Raw genomic sequence first — 20,554 nt, 5'->3', positions numbered from 1 at the left:
CGGCCCGTTTGTCTGGACGTTGGAAGGTCAGGCCCCAGCGTTTGAGGTACTTGCCCACGCCGGGCTCGGTGAAGCGGACTCGGTACAGCTTGAAGATCAGCTCGCCTATCTGCCCGCGTGTCCACAGCTGACCGGAAAGCCCCAGGTCGCAAGGGGTGTGATCGAGCACGGCCTGCCGGACGGCGGCCTGCTCGGCCTCGGACAGGACCTGGTGTTCCCCCACGCGACGACCTCGGGTGCGGGACAACAGTGCGTCCCGTCCACCGGCCTGCCACTTGGCCCACCAGTTGTCCACTGCCCTGGCCGACACCTTGAACAGAGCGGCGACCTCTACACGGTCCCGGCCCTCCACCAGCGCGGACACCGCAAGCAACCGCACAGCCTCCTGCGCGTCCGGCGACCAGGTCCGCGCATCCCCCACCAGATCACTCACACACCGTCAACGAGCCTGAACCCAAAGCGTTTCGGATCAATAGCACCTCATCGAAGTCGAACACCGGCCCGCTCTGCTTCATCGCACGCCTTCCTGATAGCGGCCACCATGCGCAGGGGCAGCCGAACCACTGCTTCGCTGTCGGGGATGGGGCCAGTCAGCAAGCACTCGGCCAACCTCACCTCATCAGGCTTCCACCCCTGGAACAGCATCTCTTCCGCTTCCACGTCCACCCACACGGTCGGGCAGTTCCGCTCGTCCGTATCGGGGTCCTTCGCGATGAACACTGGGGCCATGACTACCTCCCACAGCGAGGGTGTTACACCTGATTGCACGACCATCACCCTGTCGGCTGGTCGCGTCAAGAGCGCAACCAGTCAAGGCAGTTCGGCGGTGGAGTGACGCAGAAAGCCCCCGCACACGCCCCCGTTGAAGGAAGGCGAGCACGGGGGCTCGGTGGTGCGGTCGCGGTCTGTCACAGTCCCATGGTGCGGGTCATCCATCGGGTTGGCTTCCGGCCATGAATTACCGCGCGAATTCACCTCCACCAAAACACCCGAATGAGCCATGCAAGTTTTTTTGCCTCCCTGCCGCTCTGGAAATGGATGAGCGAGACGGGGACTCCCCGGATCAACGCCGCCGAACGCGCCCACCGGCACGCCGGTATGGACCGGGCCAGGGCCGGCGGGGCCCTGGACTGGGCGCAGTGGCGGGCGCTGGTCGCCGAGGACCCGGTACTCGCCGGGCCGACCGCCGAACGGTTCGCGATCTACGGCGAGCACGCCGACGGCGACATGCCGTCCCCCGCGTGGCACGCGGACATGCTGCGCGCCGCGGGGTTCACCGAGGCGCGGCCCGTCTGGTCCTCGCCCTCGGACAGTCTGGTGCTCGCGGTGAAGTAGCGGCCGCTCGCGGGGTGTTGTGGGGCGGGGTTTGGTGGGGGTGGGGCGGGGGTGTACGGCAGTACGGGCGGCAGTCCCGTGCCCCGCCCGTACTGCCGCACCCCGCCCTGCCCTTCACCCCGTACTGCCGTACCCCGCCCCTCACCCCGTACTGCCGCACCCGCCCCGCCCCGCCCCGCCCCGCCCCGCCACCTCGGACAGGCCCGGCTCGCCTGCCTGTCTGCCTGTCGGCCTGTCCGTCCGTCCGCCTGCCGCACCGCGGTCATCGACACCGCCGGCCTGGTCGACGAGGCCATCCACCCGACCTCCCCCTGCCGGCTCGCCGGCGGTGTCCATCGCCGTCCGGGCGCCGGTGACCACCACGGGAACTTTTCCGGTTGACTGCTGCAACCCGCCCCGCGCCCCACCGCACTGGAAGGGTGAGACGGTCCGCGCCCGCGGGCCGGGGGAGGGACGGTGACGATGCGGAGCGATGGCGACGCCGCGCTGCACGCCTTCGTCGAGAGCAGGCGCACCGCGCTGTTCCGCAGCGCGTATCTGCTCTGCGGCGACCGGCACGAGGCCGAGGACCTGGTCCAGACGACGCTGGTCAAGGTGGTGCTCGGCGGACGGCGGCACGGTCGGCTCGACAACATCGAGGCGTACGCGCGCAAGACCCTGGTCAACACCTTCATCGCGGCCCGCCGCCGGTTCTGGCGGCGTGAGTACTCGTACGGCGAACTGCCCGAACGGGCGGTCCACGCACCCGATCCGGACACCGGCCTCGCGGTACGGGCGGCACTCGCCCGGCTCACACCCAGGCAACGGGCCGTACTGGTGCTGCGCTACTGGGAGGACCTGAGCGTCGAGGCCACGGCCGACATGCTCGGGATGCGGGAGAACACGGTCAAGAGCCACGCGGCTCGGGGGTTGGCGGCGCTGCGCGCCGAGATGGTGGAGGAGTTGGTATGAGCGACGTGCGTGAGCTGCTGGGGCGGGCCGCCGAGGACGCGGGGCAGCCGGTCATCAGTACCGAGGTGGTCTACGCGAGGGCGGCCCGGGTGCGCAGGCGCCGGGTGGCCGCCGTGTCGGTCGCGGCGGTGTGCGCGGTCGCGGCGGGTGCCTTCGTGGTGCCCGGACTCGCCGCTGAGCGGGGGCGGAGCCCGCAGACGTCCTCGGTCGCGGCCCCGGCCGAGCCCGCCGGGAACAGCTCCCGGGCCGCGAAGCTGGTCGAACTGCTGCCCGCCGGCGTCGGTTCGGTCGAACAGGTCTCGCTGGCCGCCATCATCAAGCAGGTGAAGCCGGAGCAGGCCAAGGAGCATCCGTTCGGGCCCTTGGACGGCCAGTACTCGGTCCGCAGGGACGGCGGGGTCGGCTACCTCGTCATCGGTCTCATGGACGCGAAGACGCTGGAGAAGAAGCTCGGGGGCGGTCCCGGTGACACCGACCCGTGCAAGAGCCTTCCCGGGGAGCCGCACCGCACGGACTGTGTCAGCGAGAAACTCCCGGACGGCGGTGAACTGACGATCTGGAGCGACTCGATGGACTACGGGGACGGCACGCCCCAGTGGGGTGAGGAGCTCGTGGCCCGGCTCTCGCTCAAGGACGGCAGCCGGCTGGTCATGCGGGACAGCACGGGCTTCGAGGCCGACACCGCGCAGGGGCCGCTGCTCGGGACCCCGCCGCTCACGCGTGCGCAGCTGCGCACGCTGATGCTCCGTCCGGAGCTGCTGAAGTAGCGGATACGCACGCGAGGGCGGTACGGACCGGCAGGGTCCGTACCGCCCTCGTGCGCGTCAGCCGAACCGGCCCTAAAGGACCTTGGAGAGGAACGACTTCGTCCGGTCGTGCTGCGGGTTGGTCAGGACATCGCGCGGGTGGCCCGACTCGACCACCACGCCGTCGTCCATGAAGACCAGCGCGTCGCCGACCTCACGGGCGAAGCCCATCTCATGGGTGACGACGATCATCGTCATGCCGTCCTCGGCGAGACCGCGCATGACGTCGAGCACATCACCCACCAGCTCCGGGTCGAGCGCCGACGTGGGCTCGTCGAAGAGCATCAGCTTCGGCTCCATGGCCAGCGCCCGGGCGATGGCCACCCGCTGCTGCTGTCCGCCGGAGAGCTGCGAGGGGTAGTTCTTCGCCTTGTCGGAGAGACCGACCCGGTCCAGGAGCCGTTCCGCGCGGGCTCGGGCGACCGCCTTGGACTCGCCCTTGACCTGGACGGGGGCCTCCATGACGTTCTCGACCGCCGTCATGTGGGGGAACAGGTTGAAGCGCTGGAAGACCATGCCGATGTCCCGGCGCTTCAGGGCGACTTCGCTGTCCTTGAGCTCGTAGAGCTTGTCTCCCTTCTGGCGGTAGCCCACCAGTTCGCCGTCGACGTACAGCCGCCCGGCGCTGACCTGCTCCAGGTGGTTGATGCACCGCAGGAACGTCGACTTGCCGGAACCGGACGGGCCGATCAGACAGAAGACCTCGCGCGGGGCGACCTCCAGGTCGATGCCTTTGAGGATGTGCGCGGCGCCGAAGGACTTGTGGACGCCCTCGGCCTTGACCATGGCGGTCATGCCATGCCTCCCTTCGGGCGGCCCAGCGACAGCAGGTTGGCCTTGACCTTCTGCATCGGGGTGGGCGGCAGGCTCCGGCTGGAGCCGCGGGCGTAGTACCGCTCCAGGTAGTACTGCCCGACGCTCAGTACCGAGGTCATGATCAGGTACCAGGCCGCGGCGAGGAAATACATCTCCACCGGGGCTCCGGAGGCCTGCCCGATGTCCTGGGCGTATTTGAACAGTTCGTAGAACTGCACGGCAGCTACCAGCGACGTGGTCTTGAGCATGTTGATGACTTCGTTGCCCGTCGGCGGCACGATCACCCGCATGGCCTGCGGGAGAACGACGCGGCGGAGCGTCTTGCCGTGGCTCATGCCCAGCGCCTGGGACGCCTCCGTCTGGCCCTCGTCGACCGAGAGCAGACCGGCCCGGCAGATCTCGGCCATGTACGCGGCCTCGTTGAGGCCCAGCCCGAGCAGCGCCGTCAGCAGCGGCGTCATGAAGCTCGACCAGTAGTCCTTGTAGATCGGCCCGAGGTTGATGTACTCGAAGACCAGACCCAGGTTGAACCAGACGAACAGCTGCACCAGGACCGGTGTACCGCGGAAGAACCAGATGTACGACCAGGCGATCGACGAGGTCACCGGGTTCTTCGACAGGCGCATGACGGCCAGCAGGATGCCGCCGACCACGCCGATCACCATCGAGAGGGAGGTCAGCAGCAGGGTCTGGCCGACGCCCTTGAGGATGCGGTCGTCGAAGAAGTAGTCCGGGACGGCGCCCCAGTTGATCCTGCCCTGGCTGAAGGCGTAGACGATGGCGACGAGCGCGGCGATGGCGATGACCGCCGAGACGTACCGGCCGTAGTGCCGGACCGGGATGGCCTTGATCACTTCAGGTCCGGCCGGTGGGCTGGGGGGTGCGGGCGACCGGTCGGCCGGGCCCGTTTTCTCGAGTTCAGTCACGGCTTGACCCTTTCAGTGCCGGATCCGGTCAGGTTCCGCCGTTCACCTTGGCCTCGGTGACCGCGCCGGCCTCCACGCCCCACTTCGCGATGATCTTCTCGTATTCGCCGTTCTTGATGATCGCGTCCAGGGCGGCCTTGACGGCCGCGGTGAGCTTGTCGTTGCCCTTGGCGACGGCGATGCCGTACGGGGCCGCCGCGACCTGGTCGCCGACGATCTCGAAGTCCTTGCCACCGCCCGAGGTCTTCACGGCGTACGCGGCCACCGGGAAGTCGGACGAAGCGGCGTCCGCGCCGCCGGAGCGCAGCCGGGTCTGCGACTCCAGGTCGTTGTCGAACGCCTCGATGGCGACCTGCTTGCCGCCGGTGCACTTCCTTGACTCGGCCTTGGCCAGGTCGTGCGAGACGGTGTTGCGCTGGACGGCGATCTTCTTGCCGCAGAGGTCGGCCCAGGTGCTGATCCCCTGGTCGTCGCCCTTCCTGGTGTAGATCGAGACCCCGGCGGTGAAGTAGTCGACGAAGTCGACCCCTTCGCCGACCTTCTTCTTCGTCTCGGGGTCGATGCCCTCCTGGCGCTCCTTGCTGTCGGTCATGGACGACATCGCGAGGTCGTAGCGCTTGGCGCGCAGACCGGTGACCAGAGTGTCGAAGGTGCCGTTCTCGAACCGGAACTCCACCCCCAGCTCCTTGCCGAGCGCGGCCCCCAGGTCGGGGTCGATGCCGACCGTCCTGCCGGACTCGTCCTTGAACTCGACCGGCGGGTAAGCGATGTCCGAACCGACCCTTATGACGCCCTTGGCCTTGATCTCCGGGGGGAGGAGGTCGGCGGGGGAGGTGGCACCGGCCGTGGGCCGGGCCGGTGCCGAGCCGCTGTCGTTCTTCGTCTGGTCGCCGCAGGCGGTCAGCAGCATGGTGCCGGCGACCGCGAGGGTGCTGACCGCGGCGATACGGGACTGCGCGATCGTGCGACGCGTGATACCTGCGGTCATATCGGGGCTCCTCCGGCAGATGAGGGTGGTGTCACCAGGCGTTATCACATACGGCGTTGGGTGTTGCCGCAATGTGTGATTACGGCATCTTGCCATTTGGATTAGCCCAAACAGGGGGCGCCGCATGTCAAAATCGGGTAACGGGACACCCCCGAACCCAGCGGGCCGGCACATCAAGGCCGGACCTTTCCCTGGAATGGCTCCCTCCTGCCGGAAGATCCCCCGTCTTGGCCCTGTTCTGGGCGGGTTTCAAGTCGTCCGGCCGAGTTGTCCGTATGCCCCGCTATGAGACGCGTCACCGTGGGGATACCGACTCGTCGGCGGTACGGCCTGTCCGGTAAGAAGGACGTTTACACCCCTCATCCGGGGCTCAGGGCGCGTGTGCGGCGCGCCCGCGCGTATGAATCTCTCCCTGCCGGGGCGGACCAATCGCCCAGCGCGGGAACGTACGCGGTGCCCACCCACCCCTCCTCAACCAGGAGTGGCCACCCTCGAACGATGAAGACTTAAGGGGTCAACACCATGGCAGCGGAGATCGTCAATCCTCGCAGCGACAGCAGTACGGAAAGCACCACCGGCAGCGCCACCGACGAGCCGTTCGATCCGGCCTTCGCGCTCCACCGGGGCGGGAAGATGGCCGTGCAGGCCACCGTCCCGGTCCGGGACAAGGACGACCTGTCCCTCGCGTACACGCCCGGCGTGGCGAAGGTGTGCAGCGCGATCGCCGAGAACCCGGAGCTCGTCCACGACTACACCTGGAAGTCGCAGGTCGTCGCGGTCGTGACGGACGGCACCGCGGTTCTCGGTCTCGGCGACATCGGACCCGAGGCCTCCCTCCCCGTGATGGAGGGCAAGGCGATCCTGTTCAAGCAGTTCGGCGGTGTGGACGCGGTGCCGATCGCGCTCGCGACCACCGACGCGGACGAGATCGTGGAGACCGTCGTCCGGCTCGCCCCGTCCTTCGGCGGCGTGAACCTGGAGGACATCTCGGCGCCGCGCTGCTTCGAGATCGAGCGCAAGCTCCAGGAGCGGCTCGACATCCCCGTCTTCCACGACGACCAGCACGGCACGGCCGTGGTCACCCTCGCCGCCCTGCGTAACGCCGCGAAGCTGTCCGGCCGCGGCCTGGGCGAGCTGCGCGGCGTCATCTCGGGCGCCGGCGCGGCCGGTGTGGCCATCGCCAAGTTCCTGCTGGAGGCGGGGCTCGGAGACGTCGCGGTCGCCGACCGCAAGGGCATCGTCAGCCGGGACCGCGAGGACCTGACCGACGTCAAGCGGGAGCTGGCCGAACTCACCAACAAGGCCGGGATCTCCGGGTCCCTGGCGGACGCGCTCGCCGGCGCGGACCTCTTCATCGGCGTCTCCGGCGGTACGGTCCCGGAGCCGGCCGTCGCCTCGATGGCACCCGGCGCCTTCGTCTTCGCCATGGCGAACCCGAACCCCGAGGTGCACCCCGACATCGCGCACAAGTACGCGGCAGTCGTGGCCACCGGCCGTTCGGACTACCCGAACCAGATCAACAACGTGCTGGCGTTCCCCGGCATCTTCGCGGGCGCGCTCCAGGTGCGGGCGGCGCGGATCACCGAGGGCATGAAGATCGCCGCGGCGAACGCGCTGGCGGACGTGGTGGGCGACGAACTGGCCGCCGACTACGTGATTCCGTCGCCGTTCGACGAGCGGGTCGCCCCGGCGGTCACGGCGGCCGTCGCGGCTGCGGCGCGGGCGGAGGGTGTCGCCCGCCGCTGAGGTGAGTGAGCCGGGGGTCCGGGTGGTGTCTCCTCGGGGGCGCCGCCCGGACCCCCGCTCCTTGACCGCGGCAGGGGCCGGGTCCCCGCCCGGGGGCTTTCGCGCGCGCGGCGCGTGTCACACCCGCAGCCGGTTACGCCCGGCCACGGCCCCGCCTATCGTCGGCCCCATGTTCGCCGCCTACGCATCCCGCCTCGACCGCGACCACCCCCTCAACGGCCTTGAGCTGGGCGAGCGCCCGGCTCCCGGGGCACGTCCCGGGTGGACCACCGTCAACGTCTGGGCCGCCTCCCTCAACCACCACGACCTCTGGTCGCTCCGCGGTGTCGGCATCACCGAGGACAAGCTGCCGATGATCCTCGGCTGCGACGCCGCCGGGACCGACCAGGACGGCAACGAGGTCGTCCTGCACTCCGTCATCGGCCAGACCGGACACGGAGTCGGCCCCGACGAGCCCCGCTCCATCCTCACCGAGCGCTACCAGGGCACGTTCGCCGAGCAGGTCACCGTCCCCAGCTGGAACGTGCTGCCCAAGCCGAAGGAGCTCACCTTCGAGCAGGCCGCCTGCCTCCCCACCGCCTGGCTGACCGCGTACCGCATGCTCTTCACCAACGCCGGTGTGCGCCCGGGTGACTCCGTACTGGTCCAGGGAGCCGGCGGCGGTGTCGCGACCGCGGCGATCGTGCTCGGCCGGGCCGCCGGGCTGCGGGTCTACGCCACCAGCCGTGACGAGGCCAAGCGCAGGCGGGCCGTCGAACTCGGCGCTGTCGAGGCGTACGAGCCGGGCACCCGGCTGCCCCACCGGGTCGACGCCGTCATCGAGACCGTCGGCGCCGCCACCTGGTCGCACTCCGTCAAGTCCCTGCGCCCCGGCGGCACGCTGGTCATCTCCGGCGCCACCAGCGGCGACCGCCCCACGCACGCCGAGCTGACCCGCATCTTCTTCCTGGAGCTGAAGGTCGTCGGTTCGACGATGGGCTCGAAGGGCGAGCTGGAGGACCTGCTGGCGTTCTGTGCGACCACGGGGGTGCGTCCGGTCATCGACGAGGTACTGCCGCTGGACCGCGCCCGTGAGGGGTTCGAACGGCTCGCCTCGGGTGACCAGTTCGGGAAGATCGTGCTGACCGCTGTCAACTAGAGTTGACGCATGCCGTGTGTCAACGTAAGTTGACTGCATGACTGAAGCGACGGATCTCGCCGAGCGCGTCGGCGACCGCGACCCCAGGGTGGGGCTGCGGTCGGTCGCCGCGCTGCGGCGGCTGCTGGAGCAGCTCGAAGCCGTACAAGTGAGAAGCGCCCGGGTGCAGGGCTGGTCGTGGCAGGAGATCGCGGCCGAATTGGGCGTCAGCCGGCAGGCCGTGCACAAGAAGTACGGGAGGCGTTGATGTTCGAGCGATTCACCAAGGGGGCCCGCGCCGCGGTGACCGGTGCCGTGACGCATGCCGAACGGGCGGAGGCCGGTTCGGTCACCGAGGAGCATCTGCTGCTCGCCCTGCTGGAACAGGAGGGCAGCCGGGCCTCGTTCGCCGTTGCCGCGCTGGGGCTGACGGACCGCAGGGCCTCGGTGGAGGCGGCCCTGGCCGACGCGCGCAGACGGGGCGGAATGACGAAGGCCGATGCCGACGCCCTCGCGGGCATCGGCATCGACCTCACCGCGATCGTCTCCCGCGTCGAGGAGGCGCACGGGGAGGGCGCCCTGACGGGTGGCCGCAAGGACCACCGCCGGTGGGCGGGTGATCGCGCGTTCAGCAAGGAGGCGAAGAAGATCCTCGCGAAGGCGCTGCGGATCGCACTCGGCCGGGGCGACCGGTTCATCGGCGAGGAGCATCTGCTGCTGGCCCTCACCGCGTCCCCCGGAATCGTCGCCGATGTGCTCGCCGACCACGGTGCGACGTACGAGACGGTCAGCCGTGCGCTGTACGGGGACGGCGGCGCGGGCCAGGGGCGCAAGGCGGGCTGAAACGATCAGGGCGGCCCGGGGAGCCTTCCCCCGGCCGCCCGTGTGCCTCGCTCCGCCCGATCCTTCTCCTCCCGATCCTTCTCCTCCCGCTCCCGCGCCCCCGCTTCTACTTCGCGTCGCCGTCGGTGTCCTCGCGCAGCAGCGCGCCGATACGGGCGGCCGCCGTCGACAGATGCCGGCGGGCCTGTCCGAGCTGGTCCTCCGTCACCCCCCGGTCTCTGGCGGCGTCCCGGATGTCGTCGCGGAACCGGTCGAGCAGGCGGTCCAGGTCGCGGGCCGGGTCGCCGGTGCCGCCGACGTCCTGGCCCCAGCCGGAGTCGGAGTGAGGGCCCGGGGCGGAGTCGGAGCGGGGGCCCGGGGCGGGGGTGTCCGGCTTCCCGTACGGCGGCCGGTTGCCGGTGCGGGCGAAGCCGCCCAGCTGGCCGGTGATCTCGGCAAGGCCCTCCCGTACGCCCGCCGGCCAGTCGCCCCGGGCGAAGTGGTCCTGGACCTGACGGGCGGCGTTCTGCATCTGCTCGCGCGCCCGGTCCTGGGCCTCCTTGGCCTGGCGGCGGGCCTGCTGGGCCTCCTCGCGGGCACGGCGGGACTCGTCCTTCGCCCGGCGCGCCTGCTCCTTCCACTCCTGCTTCGCCTTGCGCAGCTCCTCCTTCGCGGTGCGCCAGGACTCCTTGTCCCCGAAGTCACCGAAGTTGCCCAGGTCGCCGAGATCGCCGAAACCACCGAAGGGGGACTCCTTGCCCGGCCGGCCGGGCGGACGCGAGGAGCTGGTGTGCCGCGACTCGTCGGCCGCGGCGCGCATCTCGCTGCGCAGCTTGCCCGCCGCGCCCCGGACGTCGTCGCGCATCTCGGCGGCCAGCTCGGAGACCGACTCCCTGATCTCCAGTTCCAGATCGGCGAGCTCGCCGGTGCGGCCCGCCAGCTCGGCGCGGCCGGCGTCGGTGATCGAGTAGACCTTGCGCCCGCCCTCGGTGGCATGCGTGACCAGGCCCTCGGCCTCCAGCTTGGCCAGGCGCGGGTAGACGGTGCCCGCCGAAGGCGCGTACAGGCCCTGGAAGCGCTCTTCGAGAAGCCTGATCACCTCGTAGCCATGGCGGGGGGCTTCGTCGAGCAGCTTGAGCAGGTAGAGGCGCAGGCGGCCGTGGGCGAATACGGGGGGCATGTCAGAGCACCTTTCCGGTCGGCTCGGCGTCGTGCGGATCGTCCTCGGCCGGTGGGCGGCGCAGCAGGGCGATCGATCCCGAGACCGTCGTCGCCTTCAGTGTCCCGGTTCCGGTGCCCAGCGTGCCGGTGATCTTCTTGGCGCCCCACTGGCCGCTGACCCGGAGGTCATCGAAGCCGTTCGAGACGGAGCCGCTCGCGGTGTTCGCCTCGACCCGTGCGTCGGCCGGGTGCGGCAGGCGGATGGCGAGCTCGCCGGAGACCGTGCTCAGCCGGATGTCGGTGGGCTTGCCCGTCGGGTCCAGGTCGAGTGCCATGTTCCCGCTGACGGACTCCGCCTTCACGCAGGCCCCGGCGCCCTCGACGACGGTCAGATCGCCGGAGACCGAGTGGAAGCGCAGTGCGCCGGTGACGGCCTGTGCCTCCACGTTGCCGGACACGGTCTCGGCGCCGACCGGTCCCGAGAGCCCGATGAGCGTGGTGTCGCCGGTGACGCCGCGTACGTCCGTACGGCCGCGCACCCCGGAGACGAAGGTGCCCGCGCCGACCACGCCGACCGCCACCGCCGAACCGGCGGGGACGGTGAGGGAGACCTCCGCGCGGCGCTGCCAGCCCTTGCGGTCGAACCACTTGCGCATGCCCTGCCAGGCCGGGTTTTCGTACGAGACGGTCACGACGCCGTCGTGCTGCGTGACGACCAGTGGTGGCCCCTCGATGCCGGAGACCTCCAGCCTGGCGGTCGGCTCGTCGGTGCCGACGACGTTGACCGTTCCGTTGACGATCCGCACGTTGAGCGAGGTCACGGGTTCGTCGAAGGTGAGCTTGCGCGGCTCGGCGATGGCCCACGTCGACACAGGCATGGATCAGGCCTCCTGGGGAGCGCGGATGACGCAACATATCGCGTCTCTTGTGGAACACGATATATCGCGGATTGGGGAAGTCAAGGCGGTCGCGAGGGGCCGCGAACGGGGGTGGTGGCCCGCTGAGGGAGGAGGTGGCGCGACTATCGGGTCATAAGGCGTCAGAGCGGTGCAATGTGTCCTACGGTGTGGGGCATGGACGCGACATCACCCGTGGGAGCACTGCTGCTGTGCCGGGCCGAACCGGACGCGGTGCGGCCGGTCGCCCACCTGCTGCGTGAGCGGATGCTGCTCGCGCCCGCCGGAGAGGGCTGGAGCGTCCTCGTGCCGGAGGGAACGCCCTGGCAGGACGGACGGGACGGGCAGGACGGACGGGGCCCGGGAGACGGGCCGAGCGGGCGGCCGGCCGGCACGGGGGAGGCGGCCGAGCCGGTCGACCGGGTCGTCGGCGGCTGGGCCACCGCGCTCGCGGTCGGCTCCACCTGGCCGGTTCTGGCGCTGTGGTGGGACGGCGACCGGGCCGGGTACACGCTCGCTGCGGGGTTCCGCCGCCCCGTCGGCTATGTCTGGCTCGCCGACGGGACCCCGGCCGGCGAGGACGAGGCGATGCGTACGTTCGGCGAGCGGCTCGGCCTGGATCCCGTGCTGGATGTCCAGGCGCTGGAGGCCCTGACCCGTCCTGATCCGGAGACCGACGCCCGTGCCCGGCTCCGCGGCCTGCTCGCCGTGCTCACCCGCATCGGGCTGGGGCTCCCGCCGGGCGTGGAACCGGGCGAGCCCTCCGGCCGGCTGACCGAGGGGGCCGGCGGGTGGCCGGAGGCCGAGCGGATCACCTGGACCGGCTGGCGCGACGCGGTCAAGGTCGAACTCGAAGCGGTCGAGAACAGTCGCATGGGCCCATGGATGCGCGGTCCCCGAGCCCGCGCACTGGCGGGCGCCCAGCTGGCGGCGGGATTCCCGATCGCCCTCTGGGGAGCGGGCCGGCGCAGCGGCGGGTGGGTCTTCGCCGGGGTGCTGCTGATGGCGCACGGCGCGCTGGGCATCGCGTACGACCGGATCAGGGACGAGGGGCCGCACGTGCCCTGAGGTGGATCAGGGGCGAGGGGCCGCACGCACCCTGACGTGGATCAGGGGCGGGGGACCGGAGACGCCCTGGCGTCCGGGGACTGTCAGTCCTCGTCGTCGTCCTCGTCGTCCAGCCGGGCCAGCCAGGTGGCGAGGCGCTCGACCGGCACCTCGAAGTCGGGGTTGAGGTCGACGAACGTACGGAGCTGCTCGGCGAGCCACTCGAAGGTGACCTCTTCCTCGCCTCGCCGCTTCTCCAGCTCCTCGATACCGCGGTCGGTGAAGTACATGGCGCAAGTTTAAGCCCTGGTGACAGCCCTGCCGCTGCCGGGAGACGGTCCGGTGGGGGCCGGGACACGGCCCGGCGGCAGCGGGGATCACGGTGCGGCGGCGGCCGGGAGACGGTCCGGCGGCGGCAGGGCGGGGCGGACGAGAACCGGCCCGCCGTTCTCCCGCGTCCTGGTGCATGTACCTCGCATCGGCCACCTGCGGCCGTTAATCTGCGGGGAGTTGGGGAACGGGGGGTGTCATGGGTGACAGTGGGGCCCGCATCACACGCATCGAGATGCCGGACGGCACGCCGGTCTGGGCACGGATCTCGGGAGCGGAGGAGCTGGACCGTCCGGAGTCCGGTGGCCTGACGTTCACGGACACCGGATTCGGGGACCTCACCGACCGGGTGCAGGCCCGGGTCGAGAGCCTGCACTCGGTGGTGACGAGTGTCGCGCGCTCACTCGCGGTGCCGCTGCGCGCCGTGCGGCCGGACGAGGTCAGCGTCGAGTTCGGGATCGAGCTCACCGCCAAGTCGGGCAAGGTGGTCGGGCTGCTCGCGGACGGCGAGGCCAAGGGGGCGATCAAGGTCACGCTCACCTGGAACGGCGGCGGTCCACCGGTCGATCCGCCCGCGCCCGTGCCGGCTCAGGCCCCCGCCCCCGCGCCCCCCGCTCCCGTGGGGCCGCCGCTGCCCCCGGTTCCGTTCGCGCCACCGGTCGCCCCGGCGCCCGCGCCCCTCACGCCGTCCGCCGGAGCACCCCCCGGCGCCCCGGCGCACCCCGACGGTGCGGACGACACCGACGGCGGCGGAGAGTGACCTCGGAGGGCGACGGGGGCGCGGCGGGGGGCCTGGGAGGACCACAGGCCGCACTCATGGACCTCGTGCGTGACTCCACGGTGCGCATCCATCGCCCGGGGGCCGGGTATGCCCATGAAGGGCCGGGCGGGGGCTTTCTGGGAAGCGGATTCTTCATCGCTCCCAACTGGATCCTCACGTGTGCGCACGTGGCAATGCGAGGGGAGGGGGGCATGGTGAACGTGTTGTTCAAGGAAGGCAGTTACAGCACGGACCTGAGCGAGGTGCCGGGCGAGGTCGTCGCCGCGATGCCCGGCGCGCGGCCGCCCGGGGCCGCAGGCTGGCCGGCCCCCGACCTCGCGCTCATCAAGCTCCAGCGCCCCGCCGAGCACACCTGTGTGTATGTCACCGAGCGCTCGGAGGCCATGCTGCGCAGCCGGGAGATCCACTGCGTGGGATGGGCGCCCTCGCAGGACGGGGGGCTGCTGAAGCGCAGCGGCGTCTGTGTGGTGAAGGGTGCCTACGGCGCGTCGGACGACGCCGAACAGGTCGTCAGGCTCGACGGGGACTGGCTGGAGCCCGGCATGTCCGGCGGCCCCGTGGTGGATCTCGTCCGAGGGGAGGTGGTCGGGGTGATCAAGTCGCGGCTCGACAACCACCAGGGCGGAACGGCCGTGGGGACCGAGCGGTTACGCACCCTGAAGGTGCCGTCCGGGCCGGTCGGGACCGAGGCCGACGACATCTACCAGTCCGTCTTCCACGCCCACGACCGCTACCACGCGGACCGGCACAACAGCTCGGTCGACACCGGGCGGACCTGGGCCGATGTGCAGAGCGAGCTGCCGTTGCCGCCCGGCGGGATCCTCGGTCCCAAACAGCGGGTGGACCTGCTGGGGCGGCTCGCCGCGCTTCCGCCCCCGGTCAGCACCCGCAGTCTGCTCGTCCTTCTCGACGCGCTGCCCGGAGTTCACTCCCGGGAGCACCGCCCGGCACCGCGCGGCTGGCGCGACGGGCTGGGGGCGCTGTACGACACCCGGGCCCGCGAGCGGGCGGCCCAGTTCGAACTGGTCCTGCGCTACTGCATGGGGGTCCTCGCGGCCGGCCGTTCCAGCGGCGTCCTGTCCGCCGAGAACGCCGCATCACTGTGGGACTGGGTGCGGCAGACGGCGAAGGCCGAACTGCCCAGGGATCTGCGCCGCCAGTTCGACATGGACTGGGCCGATGTCCACCTGTACCTGGAGCGGAGCCGTCAGCAGGCCCGTCCGCCGCTGAGCGAACCCGTTGTTCCGGCGGAACGCGACTGTGTCGTCCTGGAGGTGGAGCGCCAGGGCTGGGCCCCCGGCCAGTACGACTGGCGGGTCGCCGTCGCCCGGCACGCGGGGGAGATGTCGCGGATCCGGGACGGTCAGGGCGGACCGCTCGGCTCCGTGCCCGACCAGCTCGCCGCCGCGCTGACCGAGGCCTTCCGGGAGTGCGACGAGCCGGGCAGTCCCGCCGTGCTCCAAGTGGTGGTCGTGCCCGCGCTGTTCGGCCTGGAGGTCGACCGATGGGAGCTCCCTTCCGACGGCCGTCCCCTCGGCGTCGTACGCCCCGTGGTCCTGCGCAGTTCGGAACACGGTCCCACCGACGAGCGAATGGCACGCTGGGACATGACGTCGAACGCCGGGATGCAGGCCGAAGTCATCGACTGCGAGAACGAGTTACGGGTAAGCGTGCCGGAGACGGACCGGCTGGGCAGCCTTGCGCGCGAGACGGTTCCGGTCCTCTGCCGCTACGGCAACCGGCCGGACCCCGGCATCACGACCGGGGTGGGGAGGGTGCTCGACGCCGGATTCACCGTGGCGCTGCTCCAGCGACGGCCGGCGGAGGGCGACACGGTCTGCAAGGAGTTCCACCGGCGCGTGGCCGAGGGCGTCTCGGACATCCGGGCCCGTGACCGGCTGCCGCGATGGCTCCATGAGCTGAGACGAGGGGTGAGTTCGGCTCGTACCGAGACGTACTGGTCCGACGGCGTGGCCCTCTACTACGACAATCCGCACCAGCCCCTGCCCAGTTCCGAGTTCCTGGAAGCACCGTGACGGGACGTGCCGGCCGCGACCGGAAGGACCGTGCCGGCTCGCCTCTTTCGGGCGGTGCGCCGGATCGATACGGTGATGCCCGTTCGACGGCCGCCCTCTGGCGAACGAATGACAACGAGGAACGTTATGAGTGAACCCAGCGAGTGGCTCATCTACCGAGGGATCGGCGAACCCCACGACGGCGTACCGCAGTTGCCGCCTCCACCGCCGTGGCGGGACTTCGCGGGAGGGCGCCTCGACCCGGCGGACGGGGAGGAGCGGGCCGACCGCAGGCTCGGTATCCCCGGGCGCATCGCCGAGGAGCACCGGCCGGGCGCCGAGGAACTCGAAATGATCAATGCCGCGCTGTATCTGCGGCGTCCGCTGCTGGTCACCGGCGACCCGGGCGCGGGGAAGAGCACCCTGGCCCACTCCGTCGCCCGTGAGCTGGAATTCGGCAAGGTCCTGCGGTGGCCCATCGTCAGCCGCTCCACCCTGCTGGGCGGGCTGTATCACTACGATGCGATTGCCCGGCTCCAGGATGTCCAGATCGCCTCGCACGCCTCCGAAGGCACGGACGCGGCCACCGATCCGGCCCAGAATGTGGGGAGTTACATCCGTCTCGGACCGCTGGGGACCGCTCTGCTCCCCTCGGACCGGCCCAGGGTGCTGCTCATCGACGAGCTCGACAAGAGCGACATCGACCTGCCGAACGACCTCCTCAACGTGCTGGAGGAGGGCGAGTTCGCCATTCCCGAACTGGAGCGGATCGTCGACCGGCTGCCCGACGGCGAGGCGGACGTGCTGGACCACGACGGCAACAAGGTGCGGATCAAGGGCGGCCGGGTCCAGTGCCGGGCGTTCCCGTTCGTGGTGCTCACCAGTAACGGCGAGCGGGATTTCCCGGCTCCCCTGATGCGCCGTTGTATCCACCTGGAGCTCGGCCGCCCCGACCACCAGCGGCTGGCCGCCTTTGTGAAGGCCCATCTGGGCGAGGAGGCCGCCCGTTCCAGCGATGACCTCATCGCGCACTTCCTGGAGCGCTCCCGCAGTGAACTTCTCGCTACGGACCAGTTGTTGAACGCCATCTACCTCACGCACGCCGCGGCACCGGCCGGCCGGGACCGGCTGGCCGACCTGCTCATCCAGCGACTCGACCGGCCGAGGTGAGGGCCTGATGCCAGGGGTGGACGGGGCGCCGGGTGCGCTCGGAGCGGGCGGGCCGCCCGATGAGCCGGCGGCGGCCGGACCCCGTGGTGCCCCGGTGGCGGCCGGCGCCGCCGGGCCGCGCGCCGGTGAGCTGCTGCCGGAACTGATAGCCAGGCTGCGCGAGGCCGGCGTCGACCCCGACGTCGAGCAGCTCCGCGACGCGCTCTGGCTGGCCGGTGTGACCCGCACCGCCGACGAGCCCGTGGGCGAAGGGGTGGCGGCCGGTCCCGCGCCTTCGCGGGCCCCGGACCCCACAGGGCCCGCCCCGGCCGCCGGGGGCGCGGCACCGGCGCGGGACGGCGGCGTCCCGGAGACCCGTGAGGGCGGCCGGACGCCGGAGGCGCGGGAGCCGGGACGTGACCGGCGGATATCCCTGTACCCCGTCCCCCGTGCCGCACGGGACGGCGGCGGGCGGGACGAGGACGGCGAGGCCCCGGCCGGAAGACGGCCGGGCGGGCGTGAGCGTGCGGCCTCGGTCGCACTCGGGGTACCGGCCGCCCCCGTGCTGCCGGCCCCCCTCGAACTCGCGCGCGCCCTGCGCCCGTTGCAGCGCTACCGTCCCGTCTCCGCCCCGCTGCGCCAGGTCCTGGACGAGCAGGCGACCGCGGAACGCAGCGCCCGTGCGGGCGGCATGATCATGCCGGTCTTCCGTGGCGTCCGGCGGGCCGACGCCATTCTTCAGTGCGTCATGGACGCCTCCTCCTCGATGCTGGTGTGGGACCGGATGTTCGGAGAACTCCAGCAGATCTTCGGTCAGTTGGGGGCATTCAGGGACGTCCAGGTGCGCTATCTGCACCAAGGCCCGGACGGCGGCTGCGCGGTCAGCCGCAGTGCCGACCCGGCCGCTGCCCCGCTGCACTCCGCGGACCGGCTCAGCGATCCGACCGGACGCCGGGTCACCGTGGTGATCAGCGACTGCGCCGGGCCGCTCTGGCACAGCGGACGCGCCCACCGGCTGCTGCACCAACTGGCCCGGCAGGCCCCGGTCGCCGTGCTGCAACCACTGCCGCAACGGATGTGGAACCGCACCAGGCTGCCGGTCACCTTCGGTTCGCTGGCACGGGGCGACGGCCTTGCCGGAGCCACCCTGCTGAAGGTCACCGAGGAAGGCGGAACGGGCCCCGCGGTGCACCCCGGGGCGCTGGCCGTTCCGGTCCTCCCGCCCCTGCCGGACGCGCTGTCCGCCTGGGCCAGACTGCTCTCCGGCACCGGTGCCGCGCAGATCCCCGGAGCGGTCGGCTGGGTGCGCGGCGACCAGGCTCCCGCCGCCGCCCAGCGCTCCGGCCGTACGCTCTCCTCGCTCCAACTGGTCAGCCGCTTCCGCTCGGTGGCCTCCCCGGTCGCCGGGCAGCTGGCCGTCTACCTCGCGGCGGCGCCTCTCTACCTGCCGGTGATGCAGCTCGTGCAGCGCACGATGCTGCCGCATTCTGGTCCGTCCGAACTCGCCGAGGTGCTGCTGAGCGGACTGCTCTCCCGCGTCGACGGCGGCGGCCGGGGACAGTGGTACGCGTTCGAGCCCGGCGTCCAGGACGCTCTGCTCGGCCCGCTGGGCAGGGACGAGGCGCTGCTCGTACTCAAGCACTGCTCGCAGTACATAGAGCAGCGGTTCGGCAAGGGCGGGCCCAACTTCCCGGCCCTCGCCTTCGCCCAGCTCGGCGACGGCGCGGCGCACGGATCGACATACCCCGCCCGCTACGGCACGGCGCACCCCGATCCCGGGGCCGAGGCCGCCGAGGAAGCCGAGGACGGCGAGGAGAACGGAGGGACCGGGAGCCGTGCGCCCCACGCCTTCGCCGAGGTCGCAGCCCGTGTACTGGAGCGGTTCATGCCCCTTCCCCCCGTATCCGACGAGGCGCCCGCCGGACCTTCGGCGCCCGACACCCGCCCCACGGTGGAGCGGGCCCGCGCACTCGTGCGCCAATTCGAGGCGGACAGGATGGTGCAGCGCCTGATCGACGCCGTCCAGTTGCTCCGGGGGGCCGTGGAGAACAGCCCGTATCCCGTCGCCGACCCCGGACTCTGGGCGCAGTACGCCCTCTGCGTACTGCGGCTGTGGGAGGTGCAGGGCGGAGCCGGGCTGCTTCGCGAGGCCGAGCGCGCCGCCGGACAGGCCTCCGCACATCCCGGCGGGGTACGCGAACGGGCCGTACTGGCCAAGGTGCTGCACGCGGCCGCCGACGACCGCAGGCTCCACGGCGACCGGCGGGGCGCCCTGGAACTGCTCCGGCGCGCCGACCGTGAGTACACCGCGGCCTGCGCCGCCCCCGGCCTGGAGCCCGCCGAGGCGCTCCGGCTCACCCTGGAGCGGGTGCGGGCCCTGGAGGCGCAGTGGCGGCTCGACGGCGACAGCGCCCTGCTGCAGAGTGCCTGCGGGATGCTGGAGGCCTTCGCGGACGCCTGGCCGGATCAGGAGAACCGGCCGGCCACCCTGCCGCTCCAGCACGGGCGGACCCTTCTGAAGCTGGCCGGTGTCACCGAGGACGGTGAACAGTCCAGGGCGTACGCGGCGCAGGCGGCCCGTTCGCTGCGGACGGCCTTCACCCAGGGCGGCCGGCAGACCATGGGCACCGAGGTCCGCATCGTGCTGGACCTGGTGGACGCGCTGCTGGCCTCCGGCGCGGAACCGGACGAGGCCGCGGTGCTGACCGGCCAGGCGCTGGAGACCGTACGGGAGCAGCGGCAGCGCGCCCAGTTGCAGACCCGGGCCGGCCGGATCCGGGCGGCCCGGTACGAGCACACCGGTGATCCGGACGAACTCGTGGCCGCGGGTGAATGGTTCGCCCGCGCGGCCCGGAACATACCCCGCGACTCCCGGGCGCACACGGAGGTGCTTGCCGAATGGGGTGCCACGCTGCTGCGCCGTGCCGAACTGCCCGACGGCGGCCCGCACATCGGCGCGGCGGTACGGGTGCTGCGGGACTGCCGGACCGAGACGCCGGAGGCGGGCGCGCACCAGTCCGAGCGGCTGCTGATGCTCGGCCGGGCACTGATGCTCCGCCACCGTGCCACCACCGACCGGGTCGACCTGCGGGAGGCCGAGTACCTCTTCGGGCTGGCCGCGCAGGAGGCGGCGGACCCGCTGACCGCGGCGCGCTGCTGGCTGGAACTGGGCCGGGCACGTCTGGAGGCCGCCGAGGTCCTGGACCGGCCTGCCCGGCGGGACGAGGCCGCCGAGGACTTCCGCTCGGCCGCCGAGTCGGCGGGAGAGGCGGAAGCGGAGCTGGAGACTCCACAACAGCTCCGGTCCGCAGTGGAGTTGGGTGCTACAGCCAACCACTGGCGGGGTATGACGTATGAGAAGGCGGGGCGCCCCCGGGCCGCGCGTGTCGCGTACCGGGCCGCGCTCCAGGAATGGCGCAAGCTACCGGACGGGGGCGGCGCGGCGGCGGAGTCGACCGCCACGCGGCTGGCCGAGCTGGAGCGCTGAGCGCTCGACGTGGAGCGTTCGGCAGCCCGCGCGCGACGGTGGGCCGGACCGGGGACGGCCGGGATGTGACCGCCACCGGCACCGCGGGGCAGCAGGACTGAGCAGGTCAGGGATGTGGGACCGCGGGAGTGCGCTCAACGGCGAGCGTGGCGCGGCGGCCCCGGTGCTGCGGTACGGGGAG

At 71.6% G+C, this 20,554-nt stretch carries 19 protein-coding genes and 1 pseudogene; 12 read left to right on the top strand and 8 right to left on the bottom strand.

Annotation, left to right across the window (positions count from 1 at the left end; all coding sequences use genetic code 11):
* Both ACZ4LX_RS12255 and ACZ4LX_RS12250 read right to left on the bottom strand, forming a co-directional pair.
* A partial coding sequence (locus tag ACZ4LX_RS12255) for a helix-turn-helix domain-containing protein (protein WP_467721159.1) occupies positions 1-433 on the bottom strand: 433 nt, incomplete at its 3' end.
* A gap of 47 nt (positions 434-480) precedes the next feature.
* A complete protein-coding gene (locus ACZ4LX_RS12250; RefSeq protein ID WP_467642600.1) occupies positions 481-729 on the bottom strand; it encodes a hypothetical protein in 249 nt (82 codons plus the stop codon).
* A 324-nt stretch (positions 730-1,053) separates the two neighbouring features.
* On the opposite strand from ACZ4LX_RS12250, the pseudogene ACZ4LX_RS12245 reads away from it, so the two are divergent.
* The 3 genes and pseudogenes from ACZ4LX_RS12245 to ACZ4LX_RS12235 all read left to right on the top strand — a co-directional run.
* A pseudogene (locus ACZ4LX_RS12245) lies at positions 1,054-1,335 on the top strand (SAM-dependent methyltransferase); the annotation flags it as partial.
* 462 nt (positions 1,336-1,797) lie between these two features.
* Complete coding sequence (locus tag ACZ4LX_RS12240) at positions 1,798-2,286, top strand: SigE family RNA polymerase sigma factor (RefSeq protein WP_467643009.1); 489 nt, start codon at positions 1,798-1,800, stop codon at positions 2,284-2,286.
* Positions 2,283-3,053, top strand: a complete 771-nt coding sequence (locus ACZ4LX_RS12235; RefSeq protein WP_467642602.1) for a hypothetical protein — start codon at positions 2,283-2,285, stop codon at positions 3,051-3,053. The genes ACZ4LX_RS12240 and ACZ4LX_RS12235 overlap by 4 nt, the downstream gene beginning before the upstream one ends.
* Positions 3,054-3,125: 72 nt before the next feature.
* On the opposite strand, the gene ACZ4LX_RS12230 is transcribed toward ACZ4LX_RS12235, so the two are convergent.
* Genes ACZ4LX_RS12230 through ACZ4LX_RS12220 form a run of 3 tightly spaced genes read right to left on the bottom strand, consistent with a single transcriptional unit; the run spans position 3,126 to position 5,822 of the window.
* Positions 3,126-3,887: an amino acid ABC transporter ATP-binding protein gene (locus tag ACZ4LX_RS12230; RefSeq protein WP_467642604.1), complete on the bottom strand. Its 762-nt coding sequence runs from the start codon at positions 3,885-3,887 to the stop codon at positions 3,126-3,128.
* Positions 3,884-4,834 (bottom strand): amino acid ABC transporter permease, encoded by a 951-nt coding sequence (locus tag ACZ4LX_RS12225; protein WP_467642606.1) that lies wholly within the window; start codon positions 4,832-4,834, stop codon positions 3,884-3,886. The genes ACZ4LX_RS12230 and ACZ4LX_RS12225 overlap by 4 nt, the downstream gene beginning before the upstream one ends.
* Before the next feature lie 28 nt (positions 4,835-4,862).
* Entirely contained in the window at positions 4,863-5,822 is a 960-nt protein-coding gene (locus ACZ4LX_RS12220) for an ABC transporter substrate-binding protein (RefSeq protein ID WP_467642608.1), read from the bottom strand.
* A 522-nt stretch (positions 5,823-6,344) separates the two neighbouring features.
* Here ACZ4LX_RS12220 and ACZ4LX_RS12215 point away from each other — a divergent pair.
* From ACZ4LX_RS12215 to ACZ4LX_RS12200, 4 genes are all read left to right on the top strand, one after another.
* Positions 6,345-7,568, top strand: a complete 1,224-nt coding sequence (locus ACZ4LX_RS12215) for an NAD(P)-dependent malic enzyme (RefSeq protein WP_467642610.1) — start codon at positions 6,345-6,347, stop codon at positions 7,566-7,568.
* A 169-nt stretch (positions 7,569-7,737) separates the two neighbouring features.
* Positions 7,738-8,706, top strand: a complete 969-nt coding sequence (locus ACZ4LX_RS12210) for a zinc-binding dehydrogenase (RefSeq protein ID WP_467642612.1) — start codon at positions 7,738-7,740, stop codon at positions 8,704-8,706.
* A 37-nt stretch (positions 8,707-8,743) separates the two neighbouring features.
* Positions 8,744-8,953, top strand: coding sequence for a sigma factor-like helix-turn-helix DNA-binding protein (locus tag ACZ4LX_RS12205; RefSeq protein ID WP_467642614.1), 210 nt, complete (start codon positions 8,744-8,746; stop codon positions 8,951-8,953).
* Entirely contained in the window at positions 8,953-9,528 is a 576-nt protein-coding gene (locus ACZ4LX_RS12200; protein ID WP_467642616.1) for a Clp protease N-terminal domain-containing protein, read from the top strand. The genes ACZ4LX_RS12205 and ACZ4LX_RS12200 overlap by 1 nt, the downstream gene beginning before the upstream one ends.
* Before the next feature lie 106 nt (positions 9,529-9,634).
* On the opposite strand, the gene ACZ4LX_RS12195 is transcribed toward ACZ4LX_RS12200, so the two are convergent.
* The gene (locus ACZ4LX_RS12195) at positions 9,635-10,687 is read right to left on the bottom strand and encodes a helix-turn-helix transcriptional regulator (protein WP_467642618.1); all 1,053 of its coding nucleotides are present in this window, start codon (positions 10,685-10,687) and stop codon (positions 9,635-9,637) included.
* A 1-nt stretch (position 10,688) separates the two neighbouring features.
* Positions 10,689-11,546, bottom strand: coding sequence for a DUF4097 family beta strand repeat-containing protein (locus ACZ4LX_RS12190; RefSeq protein WP_467642620.1), 858 nt, complete (start codon positions 11,544-11,546; stop codon positions 10,689-10,691).
* Positions 11,547-11,741: 195 nt separating this feature from the next.
* Here ACZ4LX_RS12190 and ACZ4LX_RS12185 point away from each other — a divergent pair, with 195 nt between their 5' ends.
* Positions 11,742-12,632, top strand: coding sequence for a hypothetical protein (locus ACZ4LX_RS12185; protein WP_467642622.1), 891 nt, complete (start codon positions 11,742-11,744; stop codon positions 12,630-12,632).
* Between the two features lie 83 nt (positions 12,633-12,715).
* Here the strand turns inward: ACZ4LX_RS12185 and ACZ4LX_RS12180 are convergent, their stop codons facing one another.
* The gene (locus ACZ4LX_RS12180) at positions 12,716-12,901 is read right to left on the bottom strand and encodes a DUF6104 family protein (RefSeq protein WP_046907272.1); all 186 of its coding nucleotides are present in this window, start codon (positions 12,899-12,901) and stop codon (positions 12,716-12,718) included.
* Positions 12,902-13,140: 239 nt separating this feature from the next.
* Between ACZ4LX_RS12180 and ACZ4LX_RS12175 the strand changes: the two genes are divergently transcribed.
* From ACZ4LX_RS12175 to ACZ4LX_RS12160, 4 genes are all read left to right on the top strand, one after another.
* Entirely contained in the window at positions 13,141-13,701 is a 561-nt protein-coding gene (locus ACZ4LX_RS12175) for a CU044_2847 family protein (protein WP_467642624.1), read from the top strand.
* Between the two features lie 56 nt (positions 13,702-13,757).
* Entirely contained in the window at positions 13,758-15,758 is a 2,001-nt protein-coding gene (locus ACZ4LX_RS12170) for a VMAP-C domain-containing protein (RefSeq protein WP_467642626.1), read from the top strand.
* Between the two features lie 126 nt (positions 15,759-15,884).
* A complete protein-coding gene (locus ACZ4LX_RS12165; protein WP_467642628.1) occupies positions 15,885-16,907 on the top strand; it encodes an AAA family ATPase in 1,023 nt (340 codons plus the stop codon).
* Between the two features lie 7 nt (positions 16,908-16,914).
* Entirely contained in the window at positions 16,915-20,373 is a 3,459-nt protein-coding gene (locus tag ACZ4LX_RS12160; protein WP_467642630.1) for an SAV_2336 N-terminal domain-related protein, read from the top strand.
* The last annotated feature ends 181 nt before the right edge of the window (positions 20,374-20,554 follow it).

Source organism: Streptomyces sp. NPDC026062, assembly GCF_055568375.1.
The sequence above is the reverse complement of the archived record's forward strand: the minus strand, read 5'-3'. Positions and strand labels throughout refer to the sequence as shown.

Bases quoted from the DNA above. Each gene is read 5' to 3' on its own strand.
- ACZ4LX_RS12180 (WP_046907272.1), bottom strand. From the start codon at position 12,901: ATGTACTTCACCGACCGCGGTATCGAGGAGCTGGAGAAGCGGCGAGGC.
- ACZ4LX_RS12195 (WP_467642618.1), bottom strand. From the start codon at position 10,687: ATGCCCCCCGTATTCGCCCACGGCCGCCTGCGCCTCTACCTGCTCAAG.
- ACZ4LX_RS12210 (WP_467642612.1), top strand. From the start codon at position 7,738: ATGTTCGCCGCCTACGCATCCCGCCTCGACCGCGACCACCCCCTCAAC.
- ACZ4LX_RS12160 (WP_467642630.1), top strand. From the start codon at position 16,915: ATGCCAGGGGTGGACGGGGCGCCGGGTGCGCTCGGAGCGGGCGGGCCG.
- ACZ4LX_RS12170 (WP_467642626.1), top strand. From the start codon at position 13,758: ATGGACCTCGTGCGTGACTCCACGGTGCGCATCCATCGCCCGGGGGCC.
- ACZ4LX_RS12185 (WP_467642622.1), top strand. From the start codon at position 11,742: ATGGACGCGACATCACCCGTGGGAGCACTGCTGCTGTGCCGGGCCGAA.
- ACZ4LX_RS12200 (WP_467642616.1), top strand. From the start codon at position 8,953: ATGTTCGAGCGATTCACCAAGGGGGCCCGCGCCGCGGTGACCGGTGCC.
- ACZ4LX_RS12240 (WP_467643009.1), top strand. From the start codon at position 1,798: ATGCGGAGCGATGGCGACGCCGCGCTGCACGCCTTCGTCGAGAGCAGG.
- ACZ4LX_RS12215 (WP_467642610.1), top strand. From the start codon at position 6,345: ATGGCAGCGGAGATCGTCAATCCTCGCAGCGACAGCAGTACGGAAAGC.
- ACZ4LX_RS12230 (WP_467642604.1), bottom strand. From the start codon at position 3,887: ATGACCGCCATGGTCAAGGCCGAGGGCGTCCACAAGTCCTTCGGCGCC.
- ACZ4LX_RS12220 (WP_467642608.1), bottom strand. From the start codon at position 5,822: ATGACCGCAGGTATCACGCGTCGCACGATCGCGCAGTCCCGTATCGCC.
- ACZ4LX_RS12175 (WP_467642624.1), top strand. From the start codon at position 13,141: ATGGGTGACAGTGGGGCCCGCATCACACGCATCGAGATGCCGGACGGC.
- ACZ4LX_RS12250 (WP_467642600.1), bottom strand. From the start codon at position 729: ATGGCCCCAGTGTTCATCGCGAAGGACCCCGATACGGACGAGCGGAAC.
- ACZ4LX_RS12235 (WP_467642602.1), top strand. From the start codon at position 2,283: ATGAGCGACGTGCGTGAGCTGCTGGGGCGGGCCGCCGAGGACGCGGGG.
- ACZ4LX_RS12205 (WP_467642614.1), top strand. From the start codon at position 8,744: ATGACTGAAGCGACGGATCTCGCCGAGCGCGTCGGCGACCGCGACCCC.
- ACZ4LX_RS12165 (WP_467642628.1), top strand. From the start codon at position 15,885: ATGAGTGAACCCAGCGAGTGGCTCATCTACCGAGGGATCGGCGAACCC.
- ACZ4LX_RS12190 (WP_467642620.1), bottom strand. From the start codon at position 11,546: ATGCCTGTGTCGACGTGGGCCATCGCCGAGCCGCGCAAGCTCACCTTC.